Source organism: Arthrobacter sp. ES3-54 (assembly GCF_029504395.1).
Lineage (GTDB): Bacteria > Actinomycetota > Actinomycetes > Actinomycetales > Micrococcaceae > Arthrobacter.
The window spans coordinates 76,765-87,187 of the sequence record NZ_JAQFIF010000013.1 but is presented as its reverse complement, the minus strand read 5'-3'; the positions used below and the strand labels follow the sequence as shown (position 1 = coordinate 87,187).

General features: G+C 67.9%; 11 protein-coding genes. 3 read left to right on the top strand and 8 right to left on the bottom strand.

What is annotated here, in order from left to right:
• Positions 1-151: 151 nt before the first annotated feature.
• A complete protein-coding gene (locus M2428_RS18255) occupies positions 152-388 on the bottom strand; it encodes a hypothetical protein (protein ID WP_277527371.1) in 237 nt (78 codons plus the stop codon).
• Positions 389-649: 261 nt separating this feature from the next.
• On the opposite strand from M2428_RS18255, the gene M2428_RS18250 reads away from it, so the two are divergent.
• Both M2428_RS18250 and M2428_RS18245 read left to right on the top strand, forming a co-directional pair.
• A complete protein-coding gene (locus M2428_RS18250) occupies positions 650-1,912 on the top strand; it encodes a VIT1/CCC1 transporter family protein (RefSeq protein WP_277527370.1) in 1,263 nt (420 codons plus the stop codon).
• Positions 1,912-2,859 carry a matrixin family metalloprotease gene (locus M2428_RS18245; protein WP_277527369.1) on the top strand — a complete coding sequence of 316 codons (948 nt, stop codon included), beginning with the start codon at positions 1,912-1,914 and terminating at the stop codon, positions 2,857-2,859. Before M2428_RS18250 ends, M2428_RS18245 begins: the two co-directional genes overlap by 1 nt.
• A gap of 94 nt (positions 2,860-2,953) precedes the next feature.
• On the opposite strand, the gene M2428_RS18240 is transcribed toward M2428_RS18245, so the two are convergent.
• The 4 genes from M2428_RS18240 to M2428_RS18225 all read right to left on the bottom strand — a co-directional run bounded on the left by M2428_RS18240 (position 2,954) and on the right by M2428_RS18225 (position 6,545).
• Positions 2,954-3,730 carry an SDR family NAD(P)-dependent oxidoreductase gene (locus tag M2428_RS18240; protein ID WP_277527368.1) on the bottom strand — a complete coding sequence of 259 codons (777 nt, stop codon included), beginning with the start codon at positions 3,728-3,730 and terminating at the stop codon, positions 2,954-2,956.
• Positions 3,731-3,757: 27 nt separating this feature from the next.
• A complete protein-coding gene (locus M2428_RS18235; protein WP_277527375.1) occupies positions 3,758-5,131 on the bottom strand; it encodes an MFS transporter in 1,374 nt (457 codons plus the stop codon).
• A 197-nt stretch (positions 5,132-5,328) separates the two neighbouring features.
• Complete coding sequence (locus M2428_RS18230) at positions 5,329-6,036, bottom strand: FadR/GntR family transcriptional regulator (RefSeq protein WP_277527367.1); 708 nt, start codon at positions 6,034-6,036, stop codon at positions 5,329-5,331.
• 14 nt (positions 6,037-6,050) lie between these two features.
• Positions 6,051-6,545, bottom strand: coding sequence for a polyketide cyclase / dehydrase and lipid transport (locus tag M2428_RS18225; RefSeq protein WP_277527366.1), 495 nt, complete (start codon positions 6,543-6,545; stop codon positions 6,051-6,053).
• 39 nt (positions 6,546-6,584) lie between these two features.
• Here M2428_RS18225 and M2428_RS18220 point away from each other — a divergent pair, with 39 nt between their 5' ends.
• The gene (locus M2428_RS18220) at positions 6,585-7,358 is read left to right on the top strand and encodes a gamma-glutamyl-gamma-aminobutyrate hydrolase family protein (RefSeq protein ID WP_277527365.1); all 774 of its coding nucleotides are present in this window, start codon (positions 6,585-6,587) and stop codon (positions 7,356-7,358) included.
• 147 nt (positions 7,359-7,505) lie between these two features.
• Here M2428_RS18220 and M2428_RS18215 read toward each other — a convergent pair whose 3' ends face one another.
• Genes M2428_RS18215 through M2428_RS18205 form a run of 3 tightly spaced genes read right to left on the bottom strand, consistent with a single transcriptional unit; the run spans position 7,506 to position 10,410 of the window.
• Positions 7,506-8,540, bottom strand: a complete 1,035-nt coding sequence (locus M2428_RS18215) for a Gfo/Idh/MocA family oxidoreductase (protein WP_277527364.1) — start codon at positions 8,538-8,540, stop codon at positions 7,506-7,508.
• Positions 8,537-9,322 (bottom strand): TIM barrel protein, encoded by a 786-nt coding sequence (locus tag M2428_RS18210; RefSeq protein ID WP_277527363.1) that lies wholly within the window; start codon positions 9,320-9,322, stop codon positions 8,537-8,539. The genes M2428_RS18215 and M2428_RS18210 overlap by 4 nt, the downstream gene beginning before the upstream one ends.
• The gene (locus M2428_RS18205) at positions 9,322-10,410 is read right to left on the bottom strand and encodes a Gfo/Idh/MocA family oxidoreductase (protein WP_277527362.1); all 1,089 of its coding nucleotides are present in this window, start codon (positions 10,408-10,410) and stop codon (positions 9,322-9,324) included. Before M2428_RS18205 ends, M2428_RS18210 begins: the two co-directional genes overlap by 1 nt.
• Between the last annotated feature and the right edge of the window lie 13 nt (positions 10,411-10,423).

The window sequence follows — 10,423 nt, the reverse complement described above, 5'->3', positions numbered from 1 at the left end:
ATGTTTCTGAGGTTCCGATGAACCATCCATTAAACGAGGCACGGTCGTTGCAACTCCCAAAACTTCGGGTGTTGCAACGACCGTTAGAACCCAAGCCCTCGAAGGGGAGGCACCGCCGTCGGCCTTTAAGGCACGTCAGAGTCCGCGGGAATCACTCGTTCTCTTCGGGTTCAAGGAATTCTTCCCCCTCCAGGGGCACCACCGGCTTCTCGTCGCCCAGGAAGTCCTCCGCGTCCAGGGGAACGAGCCGATCAGCCTCTTGGAGAAGCTCCTCGTCCTCGGTCTCCGCGGCATCACTGACGGGCGCGTCCTCGGCGTAGTCGTAGGCGGGATCGGACTCGAGTGACTCCCGGGCCGGCTGGATGGGGTGTGATGCGGTGCTATCCATGATGCAACCTCCATGCGGCGTCGGTGGTGGCAAGGCCCCGGGGAGCCCGCCCTGGGTTTCATTCGACCACCGTGGAAACGGACGGTCAAGGGCTCACAATTGCTCCCGGAAAGTAGCGACGGACGGCCCCGCCGCGGCAGGACAGTTGCGGCCTCCCTAAACTTTCCGCTGAGGATGGCCAGCCGGAAAACCCCGGAATTACGGGGTACTCTGGAGTCGCAATGGGGCCGGACCACGCCCGACCAAACCCAGGAGTTTTTCGTGTCTCAGCACACCGAATCGGAATGCAACGATTCTTCGCAGCAACACCCGACACAAGCCTCTTCGGCCCGCGGCACGGACCCGCGTCCCGCCCCGCCGCACGCCTCCCCTGCCCCCGGCGCAACTCCCGTCACTGCACCGAGCTCAGCTTCCGCTTCAGCTTCCAGCTCATCTCCCAGTTCAGATCCGAGCGCCGCGGACATCAAGCGCTGGCGCCAGTATCTCGCCGATGAGCGTGCCGAGGCGGCCGTCTACCGGGACCTGGCGCAGAACCGCTCCGGCGAGGAGCGCGCCATCCTGCTGGCGCTGGCCGAGGCCGAGGGACGCCATGAGGCCCACTGGATCCAGTTGCTGGGCGAGCACGCCGGCAAGGACCGGCATGCCTCACTGCGGAGCCGGTTCCTGGGCTTCCTGGCCCGACACTTTGGCTCGGTCTTCGTCTTGGCCCTGGCCCAGCGGGCGGAGAGCCGCTCGCCCTACGCCACTGAAGCGTTCGCCACCCCCGCCATGGTCGCCGACGAGCAGATCCATGAAGAGGTGGTCCGCGGACTGGCTACCCGGGGCCGCAACCGGCTGGCGGGAACGTTCCGCGCCGCCGTCTTCGGCGCCAACGACGGGCTGGTCAGCAACCTGTCCCTCGTCATGGGCATGGCGGCCTCGGGCGTGGGAAGCCAGGTGGTGCTCCTCAGCGGCGTCGCCGGGCTGCTGGCCGGTGCACTGTCCATGGGGGCCGGCGAGTTCATTTCCGTGCGGTCGCAGCGGGAACTCCTCGCGGCAACCCGACCCACCCAGATCACGTTGGCGGCGGCGCCGCTGCTGGATATCGAGCACAACGAGCTCCTGCTCGTCTACCTGGCCCGCGGCATGTCCCGGGAGGCCGCCGAGCACCGCGTCGCGGAGCGGATGGGCCTGCTGGACTGCGACTGCGATCCGAGCCTGTCCCTGCGCCCGGAACTGCCCGAAAGCGGGGACCAGCACGAGGCTGTCGGCACCGCGTGGGGCGCGGCGGCGTCGAGCTTCTGCTTCTTCGCGTCCGGCGCGATCATCCCCATCATTCCCTTCCTGCTGGGGATGACAGGAATCGCCGCGCTGGTGGTTTCGGCCTCCCTGGTCGGTTTGGCACTGCTGCTCACCGGCGGCGTCGTGGGCCTGCTCTCGGGCACCTCGCCCGCCACGCGCGGCCTGCGCCAGCTGGCGATCGGCATGGGCGCAGCCGGCGTGACGTACTTGCTGGGCATGGCCTTTGGCGCCGTGGTTGGCTAGTGGACGGTCCTGAATTTCGGGATCGCAGGCCGCGACACAGCCGGGGCGCCACGGCGCTGCGGGTTGCCAGGAACCTTGCCGCCGCCGCGGTGATTGCCGGCGGGGCCTTCCTCACGGCAGGACTGGTCTACGGCGACCCCCGATTCACCGGCCTCTTCGAGGTCTCCCGCGGAACGGGACACGAAGCAGGGGACAACGCAGGCCGTGCCCTGCCGGTGGCGCCGCGGTCCGGCCAGGCGTCCGGCCAGCCTGCCGTGCCGGCCGATGGCGACCGGACGGACACTCCCCCGCCCGGGCTCGAGGAGCAGGACCAACCCCTCGGCACGCCCCGGAAACCGGAGACCGCCAGCACCTCGTACAAGTTCCTCGCGACGAACGACGACGGCACTCCGGTGGGTTATTCGCCGTGCCGGCCGCTGCACTACGTGATCAATGCCGCCTTGGCCCCGCAGGGTGCAGAGCGGCTCGTGGAAGACTCCATCCGGACGATCTCGGAGGCCACCGGGATCAGGTTCATCAATGACGGCCCCACGTCCGAGGCGCCCTCGCCAACCCGCGCGCCCTACCAGAAGGATCTTTACGGGGACAGGTGGGCGCCGCTGCTGATCGCCTGGACCACGCCGGAGTTGGCCCCGCAGCTCAAAGGCCCGGTGATCGGCACCGGCGGCAGCACCCACTTCAGTTTTGGCGACGGTCCCAAGAGCTTCGTGACCGGCAGCCTGGAACTGGACGCTCCGCAAATCGCGGAAGACCTGGACCGGTCCGAGGGTGCGGCCTATGCCACGGCCGTGATCCTGCACGAGCTCGGCCATGTGATGGGCCTGGAGCATGTCGATGACCCGGCCCAGCTGATGTACCCGGAGATCGGGGCCCCGGACGGGCTTGCCGATGGCGACCTGAACGGGCTCTACCAGCTCGGCCACGCCCAGTGCCGCAAGGATCTCTGACCCGTTGCGCTATCACTCTGGGTGGCCATTCCGGGATTTTAAGACCCCAAAGTGATAGCGCAACGGCGGTGCGGGCAGGTCAGGTGCGAGCAGGTCAGGAGACCTGCAGGCCGCCGTTGATGTCATACGTGGCCGCGGTGATGTAACCGGCGTCCGGGCCGAGCAGGAAGGCGATGAGGGCCGCCACTTCCTCGCGGCTGCCGACGCGTCCCATCATGATGCCCTCGGACATCTGCGCCTTGCGGTCCTCGCTCAGCGTGCCGCCCATGATGTCGGTGTCGATGGGGCCGGGGGCGATGGCGTTGACGGTGACGCCGAATTCGCCCACCTCTCGGGCCAGGGCGCGGGTGAATCCGATGATCCCGGCCTTGGACGCGCTGTACGCGACCTTCGAGTAGGTGCCGCCGCCCCGCTGGGCCGAAATCGAGGAGATGCTCACGATCCGCCCGAGCTTGCGCTCGATCATGCCCTTGAGCACCCGCTGGGAGACGATGAAGGATCCGCGCATGTTGATGGCGAAGACCTTGTCCCACTCTTCGACCGTGGTTTCCATGAACGTCGTCGGGGAACTGATGCCGGCCAGGTTGGCCAGGGCCACGATCGGGGGCAGCGCGCCCTCGACCTCGGTGATGGCCCGGTCCACCGACGCGGCGTCGGAGACGTCCGCGCCGACGCCGATGGCCTTGACCGCACGGTTGGAACCGATCTCGGCGGCAGCTGCGGCAGCGTCCTCGGCATTGATGTCCAGGATTGCGATGGACCAGCCCTCGCTGGCCAGGCGGTCGGCGGCGGCGCGGCCGATGCCGCGGGCTGACGCGGCGCCGGTCAGGACCACGGTGCGTTCAGTGGGGAAGGGGGTAATTGATGTCATGACGAAGGTTCCTTCAGGGAGTTTGGATCAGGGTACTTTGGCCGGGACGACGACGGCGGCAGCCGCTGCCACAGCGGGGTCAAGGGCGGCGTCGCCCTCGGGGCGCCGGCGGGCGTAGAGGTAGGTGGCCACGGCGGTCAGGAACAGGCACAGGGACAGGAACAGCAGCCCGCTCTGGTTGCTGCCGGTGGCGTCCTTGAGGAGGCCCACGGCGTACGGGGAGATGAAGCCGCCGAGGTTACCGAGGGAGTTCACCAGGGCGAGTCCGGAAGCGGCGGCCGCACCGGTCAGGGCCGCGGAGGGCATCGAGAGGAACGGGGCGATGGCCCCGTAGATCCCCATGGCCGAGACTGTCAGGCCGATCATCGCAAGGAATGGGTTGACCGGCAGCAGGTAGCCGGCGGCCAGGAGTCCCACGCCAGCGAGCACCATGCTGACCGCGGAGTGCCAGGCACGCTTGCCCGTCCGGTCCGCGCGCTTGCTCCAGAAGTAGACGAATACCGCGGCCACGGCATAGGGGATGAAGACGATGAAGCCGACCTCGGCGGTGGAGAACTTGCCGAGGGCCGCGACGATGGTGGGCATCCACAGGCCCAGGCCGTAGATCCCGCACACCAGCCCGAAGTACAGGGCGGAGTAGACCAGGGTGCGCTTGTCCTTGAGGCCGGCCAGGAAGTTGTGCTTGCCCGACTGTGACTTGGCGGCCAGTTCGGCGTCCATGGTGGCGGTGAGCCAGTTGCGCTCGTCGGCGTCGAGCCATTTGGCGTCCCGCGGGCGGTCCGTCATGAGGATGGGCGTCAGCAGACCCAGCGCGATCGCCGGGGTGCCTTCGATAATGTAGAGCCACTGCCAGCCCTGGAGACCCATGACGCCGTCCATCTGCAGCAGGAGCCCGGAGACCGGGGCGCCGAGCGCATTGGACACGGGCTGGGCGAGGATGAAGATGCCCAGCACGGTGACGCGCTGTGCGGCGGGGAACCACAGCGTCAGGTAGAACAGGATCGCCGGGAAGAAGCCGGCCTCAGCGGCACCGAGCAGGAACCGGACGATGTAGTAGGTGCTTTCACCGTTCACCAGGCACATGGCGGTGGCGAAGATGCCCCACGTGATCAGGATGCGTGCCAGCCACTTCCTGGCCCCGAACCGGTACATGCCCGCGTTGCTGGGAACCTCGAGGAGGGCGTAACCGAGGAAGAAGATGCCGGCGCCTAGGCCGTAGGCGGCGGAGTTCAGGCCGATGTCCTCGCTCATGGTGAGCTTGGCGAATCCGACGTTGTTGCGGTCCAGATAGGCAACGAAGTAGAGCAGGACAATTAGGGGCATGACGCGGCGTCGGACCTTGCGCAGCGTGCGGTCGCCCAGTTCGCCGAGTCCGAAGGACTTGGGGGCTAATGAAGTCATCATTGACCTTCTTACGTGTTTTCCTGCCCTGCGGCTGTGCCGGGTGAGGAAGTCGGTTGAATGGGGGTGGTCATCCTGCCCGCTTGGAAGCGCGTGCTGCAGGATTCTTGTTGAGTCAGATGTCAGACATCTGATTCAAGAACTAGGCACGATCTTAGAATGTGATTCGGGTTACGTCAATAGCCCGAGGGTGGAGGTCAGGACTTGGCGCCCCGGACGTAGCGTTCGTAGTCCGCATTAGTCTGGTCCATGTGCTCATCCATCGCCTGCCGCGAGCGCTCGGCGTCACCGCTGAGGATGCTGTCCATGACCCGCTGGTGGTAATCGATGGCATGCTGCTGGATCACGCCGACGGCCGACGTTTCACGTCGGGTGATGTACAGCAACTGGCCCAGCTGACTGAACAGGGCACGGACGAACGGGTTGCCGGAGGCCCTCAGGACGGCGTCGTGGAAGCCAATGTCCGCTTCGACGAACCGGTCCAGATCGCCTGACTCGTGGGAGCGCTTCATGTCCTCGATGCACTCGCGCATCCGCTCGGCGTGCTCCGGGGTGTAGCGTTTGGCGGCTAGCGCTGCGGCCCCGGTCTCCACCATGCGGCGCATCTCGATCAGTCCCACCGATACCTGTTCGGCCGCGTTGCCGTGCGAGGCCGCTTTGAAGATCGCGTCAAGGCCGGTCCAGTTGTCCGTGGGGTTGACGAAGGTGCCCCTGCCGGCCTTCACGTAGAGGATGTTTTGGGCGCGGAGCGCCTTGAGGGCCTCGCGCACGGTCAGCCGGCTGACGCCATAGGCCGTGGCGATGTCTGCTTCCGGCGGAATCGCGCTGTGGGGCTGAAGTTTTCCGTCAAGGATTTCGTTGAGCAGGCCGTCGACGAGATCGTCGACAAGTGTCCTGCGGACCATCCCAGTTCCCACCTTCAGTCGCGTTTCGTGCTGCCATCCACATTACCCAAGTCCGGGTGCGCGGCCATGTAGGCGTCCAGCTTGGCCAGCGTCTGTTCCAGGTTGGCCGGATGGCGGCGCAGATAACCGGCCAGCCGGAGCAGGCTCTTGCCGCGGACCCGCCGCGCGTCCCACTGCTCGGTGACCAGCGTGCCGGCGGTGCCGTCCGGGCCCGTAGACGGTTCGAGCAGATAGCGCCACACATGGCCGTAGAAGTGCCGCCACGCGATCCGGCGGCCTTCCTCGAATTCGCAGACCCTATTGAGGATCTTGTAGTTCACCCGCAGGTTCATTTGCATGCCGAACCTGGCACCGAGGTACAGCCGCCTGGGCCCGCGCGGCTGGGCGCCCTTCACGGTGCCCGAGCCGTCAATCACGCTGTGAAGGGCGGGCGTGGCGAGCACGTCGAAGATGGCACCGGGGGCAGCGGCGATGTACCGGCTGCGGGACACAAGATAGCGGGCGTTCATCTGGCAATCCTAGTCCGGGATCATGTTGCAGAATGAGGCATGCAGACTTCCCGCAACCTCCCCGGCGGCCGGCCGCGCATCGGCGTTCCCGTCCGCCTCAGCAGCTCCGCCGATCCCGACCCGCGCGTGGCGGAAGCCAACGGATTGTTCGAGTACATCGTGGAGCTGCTGCGTGAGGGAGGGGGCGAACCGGTGCTGCTCACCGCTGCGGGGCCCGACGACGGCGGTCTCGCCGCGGCGCTGGCGTCCCTTGACGGCGTCGTTCTTCCCGGCGGCGGCGACCTCGACCCCGGCCTCTACGGTGAGGCACAAACCGATCTTAGCTACGACGTCAACCATGGCCAGGACGCGCTGGACCTCGCCGTGGCACGCCTTGCGATCGACGCCGGGCTGCCCGTGCTCGGCATCTGCCGGGGGCATCAGCTGCTCAACGTGCTCTACGGCGGGACCCTGATCCAGGACATGGCGCCGGGGGCGGTGGTGCACCACGAGCCCGCGCCGGTGCACGGGGCCGGCCCGTGGGCCTGGCACGAGGTGGTAGTCGAGGCCGGCTCCAAGGTGGCTGCCCTGTACGGGAGCGGGTCCGGTGCCGTGAGCGTGAAGATCGCCTCAGGCCACCATCAGGCCGTGGCCCGGGTGGCAGGAGGGTTGCGGGTGACGGCCATGGCCGAGGACGGGACGGTCGAGGCGCTGGAGGATCCGGAGCGCTGGGTGGCCTCGGTCCAGTGGCACCCCGAAGCACTGGAGCTCCCGGCCGGGGAGCGGCTCGCGCCGTTCCGGGCCTTCGTGGAGGTGTGCCGCCCCCGGCCCTGAGGGCAGATGACCGGAAGCCCCGGGGCCTGGGCCCCGGGGTTCCGTTTCACTGCATTCGATCCCGGGCATGCGATCCCGAGCTAGTGGCCTTGCCCGATGCTGCGGTCAGCCGGCGCAGCTCACCGGGCGACGCTCACCTCGCGGCGCTCACCGGGCGACGCTCAGGGCCACGCGGACCGGGACCCCGGTGGCCAGCGACTCCTGCGCGGCATCAGCCACCCGGGACGCCGCCACGGCGTCTTCCGGCGTGCAGGGGTTCTCCCGGCGGCCAAGAATCAGCTCGACGAAGGCAGCCATCTCGGACCGGTACGCCGGCTCGAACCGCTCGGCAAAGGTCAGGTGCGGTTTCCCGGCGGGGAACGCGATCCCCGCTTCGGCGGAGGCCAGCGCCGCCTTGTCATCCAGACCCACCATCAGCGAACTCCGGGAGCCCTGGATTTCCAACCGGACGTCGTGGCCCGCCCCGTTGTAGCGGGTGGCGGACACCGTTCCCACCGTGCCGTCGTCGAACGTCACCAGCGCGAGGGCCGTGTCCACATCACCGGCCTCGCCAATGGCCGGATCCCCGTTGTTGGAGCCCTTGGCGTATACCTCGACGATTTCGCGGCCCGTCAGCCAGCGCAGGATGTCGAAATCGTGGACCGAGCAGTCCCGGAACAACCCGCCTGAGCTGGCCAGGAACTCGACCGGCGGCGGCGTCATGTCGCAGGTGACTGCGCGCAGGGAATGGATCCAGCCCAGCTCACCGGCCTGGTAGGCGCGGCGGGCTTCCAGGTAGCCGGCGTCGAACCGGCGCTGATGCCCGATCTGCACCACGCCCTGCCGGTCCCGGATGTAGTCGAGCACCGGCAGGGCATCGGACACGTTCAGAGCCACGGGCTTCTCGCAAAAGACCGGGATCCCGGCGTCCACACCCGCCTTGATGAGCTCGGGGTGGGTTCCCGTGCCGGTGGCGATGACGAGGCCGTCGAGCCCGGAGCCAAGCAGAGCCTGGACCGACGGCAGGAATTCGGCGCCGAGACCGGAGGCCACCGTCCGGGCATGGTCTTCGGCGACGTCGGTGAGCCGGAGCCGGACGTTGATGCCCTGCGGATTCAGGACCTCGTTGAGAGCGGCAATGTTATTGGCGTGCATGACGCCGATCCGCCCGACCCCGACGAGTCCGAGAACGACGTCCTTCATGCGGCTGCCTTGGCGGTCACGGTGAACGCTGAACGGAAGGCCTCCAGGGCCGCATAGCTGTCGCCACTGGCCCACGCTTCCATGCCCACGGTCCCTTCATAGCCTGCGTCCACGAGCGCCCTGGCGACGGCCGCGTAGTTGATTTCCCCGGTGCCGGGTTCACAGCGACCTGGAACGTCCGCCACTTGGATTTCGCCGAGGTACGGCAGGGCACTGCGGACGAGCTCCACCAGGTTCCCCTCCCCCATTTGGGCGTGGTAAAGATCCAGCATGAGCCTGGCGTTCGGATGCCCGGCGGCCTGCACGAGCGCCAGGGTGTCTTTGGCCCGGGCCAGCGGGATGCCGGGGTGGTCCAAGATGGTGTTGAGGTTCTCGAGGCAGAACGTCACTCCGTACTTCTCACCGAGCTGCCCGAGCCGTTCCAGGGTCCGGGCGCCGGTGGCCCACATGTGGCCGCTGGACCGGTAGACCGGCCGGGCCGCGTGGCCGTCGATGAGTTCCGCCGGGTGGACCACCAGCCGGCTGACGCCAAGCTCCAGGGCGGTAGGGATCAGGGACTCGGCGGTCCGCACCACGTCGTCCGCAGTGTCCGGATCCACCAGGCTGCCGGAGGTGTATCCGGTCATGGACGAAAACACCGCACCGGTGGCCTTGAGCGTGCCGATGTCTTTGGATCGCGAGTCCCAGAGTTCGACGTCGAAGCCGGCGTCGTGGAGCCGGCGCACCCGCTCCGTGAACGGCAGGTCCGTGAAGACCATCTCAGCGCAAACGGCGAGCCGCATCAGAGGACCGCCTTCTCGTTGACGGCCACCGGCGTGCCCTGCTGGACCGACTCGATGCAGGCCAGCGCCATGGCCAGCGCGCGCCGGGCGTCGGGGGCTCCCGGTGTGAGGCTGAAGGGCTTCGGCGCCGGGGCGGTGCCGTCTCGCTGGGCGCGCACGGCGTCCGCGAAGTCCACGAGCTCGTCCGTGTAGGCCTGCCGGAAAAGCTCGACGTTCAGCCGTGGGGTGTCGGCGGACATCCCCTCGGCGGTGAACCGGCGGGCGGCAGTTTCGGTGGCGCGGCCAGCCTGGACCATGCCCTTGGAGCCGAAGACCTCCCCGCGGATGTCGTAGCCGTACAGTGCGCTGAAGTTGGCCTCGGCGACGGCGATCGCGCCGTTGCTGTACCGGATGGTCACGACGGCGGTGTCCAGGAACCCCTGGTCGCGCAGGTCCGGCTCCACGAGCGCATCGGCAACGGCGTAGACCTCGACCGGCTCGGCGCCTTCGTTGAACCAGTTCAGGGTGTCGAAGTCATGGATCAGGGTTTCCAGAAAGATGGTCCACGCCGGAATCCTTGCGGCGTGGCCGATGCTCCCGGTGCCCGGGTCCCGGGTCAGGGAACGCAGCAGTTGCGGCGCCCCTGCGATTCCGGCGGCAAGGTCCTTCTTGGCTGCCTGGAAGTCTGTGGCGTACCGGCGGTTGAAGCCGATCTGGAAGTGAACCCTGGCGGCGTCGACGACGGCCAGGGCGGCGTCGAGCTCCTCGAGCCCCAGCCCGGCGGGTTTCTCACAGAAGACGTGCTTCCCAGCGGCCGCGGCCTGGCTGATCAGGGAGGAGTGGAAGCGCGCCGGGCTGGCGATGACGACGGCGTCAATCTCCGGGTCGGCCAGGAGGTCGGCGGCGTCGGCGGTCACCTTTGTAGTGCCCAGGGCGCCGGCAAGCGCCCCGGCGGATTCAAGGTTGGGATCCGCGATGGCGGCCAGGACGGCGCCGGGGACGCGGCGGGCGATGCTTTCGGCGTGGAAGGCGCCCATCCAGCCCGAGCCGATGAGTCCGATCCGCACGGGCAGGGCGGCGTCGGACGGGTTGCGGTTGAGATAAGCCAAAGGCTTGTCCTTT

Bases quoted from the DNA above. Each gene is read 5' to 3' on its own strand.
- M2428_RS18225 (WP_277527366.1), bottom strand. From the start codon at position 6,545: ATGAACGCCCGCTATCTTGTGTCCCGCAGCCGGTACATCGCCGCTGCC.
- M2428_RS18230 (WP_277527367.1), bottom strand. From the start codon at position 6,036: ATGGTCCGCAGGACACTTGTCGACGATCTCGTCGACGGCCTGCTCAAC.
- M2428_RS18255 (WP_277527371.1), bottom strand. From the start codon at position 388: ATGGATAGCACCGCATCACACCCCATCCAGCCGGCCCGGGAGTCACTC.
- M2428_RS18235 (WP_277527375.1), bottom strand. From the start codon at position 5,131: ATGACTTCATTAGCCCCCAAGTCCTTCGGACTCGGCGAACTGGGCGAC.
- M2428_RS18215 (WP_277527364.1), bottom strand. From the start codon at position 8,540: ATGAAGGACGTCGTTCTCGGACTCGTCGGGGTCGGGCGGATCGGCGTC.
- M2428_RS18220 (WP_277527365.1), top strand. From the start codon at position 6,585: ATGCAGACTTCCCGCAACCTCCCCGGCGGCCGGCCGCGCATCGGCGTT.
- M2428_RS18210 (WP_277527363.1), bottom strand. From the start codon at position 9,322: ATGCGGCTCGCCGTTTGCGCTGAGATGGTCTTCACGGACCTGCCGTTC.
- M2428_RS18240 (WP_277527368.1), bottom strand. From the start codon at position 3,730: ATGACATCAATTACCCCCTTCCCCACTGAACGCACCGTGGTCCTGACC.